The organism is Ruegeria sp. BF7, from assembly GCF_056538605.1.
In genome coordinates this window covers 1-1,272 of the sequence record NZ_JBQFTM010000053.1, presented here as the reverse complement: position 1 = coordinate 1,272, position 1,272 = coordinate 1, and the positions used below count along the sequence as shown (strand labels likewise).

Below are 1,272 nucleotides of genomic sequence, written 5' to 3'. Positions count from 1 at the left end.
TTTTTTCACCCAGTCCCTTGCCGACCGTGACCCTGAGCTGTTTGGCTCGATCACATCCGAGCTTGGCCGTCAGCGCGACGAGATCGAGCTGATCGCGTCCGAGAACATCGTCTCTGCCGCCGTGATGGAGGCGCAGGGCTCGGTGATGACCAACAAATACGCCGAAGGCTATCCCGGGCGCCGCTACTATGGCGGTTGCCAGTTCGTCGACATCGCCGAGAACCTGGCCATCGACCGCGCCAAGCAGCTGTTCGGCTGTGAGTTTGCCAACGTGCAGCCGAATTCGGGCAGCCAGGCCAACCAGGGCGTGTTCCAGGCGCTGATTCAGCCCGGCGACACCATTCTGGGCATGAGCCTGGATGCCGGCGGTCACCTGACCCACGGCGCCGCGCCCAACCAGTCGGGCAAGTGGTTCAAGGCCGTGCAATACGGCGTGCGTCAGCAGGACAACATACTGGATTACGATCAGGTCGAGGCGCTGGCGAAGGAACACCAGCCCAAGCTGATCATCGCAGGCGGCTCGGCCATCCCGCGCCAGATCGACTTTGCCCGGATGCGTCAGATCGCGGACATGGTTGGCGCCTATCTGCATGTCGACATGGCGCATTTCGCCGGTCTGGTTGCGGCCGGAGAGCACCCCTCGCCCTTCCCGCACGCGCATGTGGCAACCACCACCACGCACAAGACCCTGCGCGGCCCGCGCGGCGGCATGATCCTGACCAATGACGAGGCGATCGCCAAGAAAGTGAATTCGGCCATCTTCCCCGGCATTCAGGGCGGCCCGCTGATGCATGTGATCGCGGCCAAGGCCGTGGCCTTTGGCGAGGCACTGCAGCCCGCGTTCAAGGACTATATCAAGCAGGTTGTGGTCAATTCGCAGGCGCTGTCGGACCAGCTGATCAAGGGTGGACTGGACACCGTGACCCATGGCACCGACACCCATGTGGTGCTGGTTGACCTGCGCCCCAAAGGGGTCAAGGGCAACGCCACCGAAAAGGCCCTGGGCCGCGCGCATATCACCTGCAACAAGAACGGCGTGCCGTTTGACCCGGAAAAGCCGACCATCACCAGCGGCATCCGTCTGGGCTCGCCCGCCGGCACCACGCGCGGCTTCGGCGAGGTTGAATTCCGCCAGATCGCCGACTGGATCATCGAAGTGGTCGACGGCCTGGCCGCCAATGGCGAAGACGGAAACGGTGCCGTCGAAGCCAAGGTCAAAGCCGAGGTCGCAGACCTCTGCGCCAAATTCCCGATCTATCCTAACCTGTAAGT

1 protein-coding gene is annotated in these 1,272 nt (G+C 63.3%); it reads left to right on the top strand.

What is annotated here, in order from left to right; genetic code table 11:
* Positions 1-1,270 (top strand): serine hydroxymethyltransferase (glyA, locus tag ACR0IK_RS24340; RefSeq protein WP_480643685.1); only part of this gene is annotated, 1,270 nt, incomplete at its 5' end.
* Positions 1,271-1,272 lie beyond the last annotated feature (2 nt).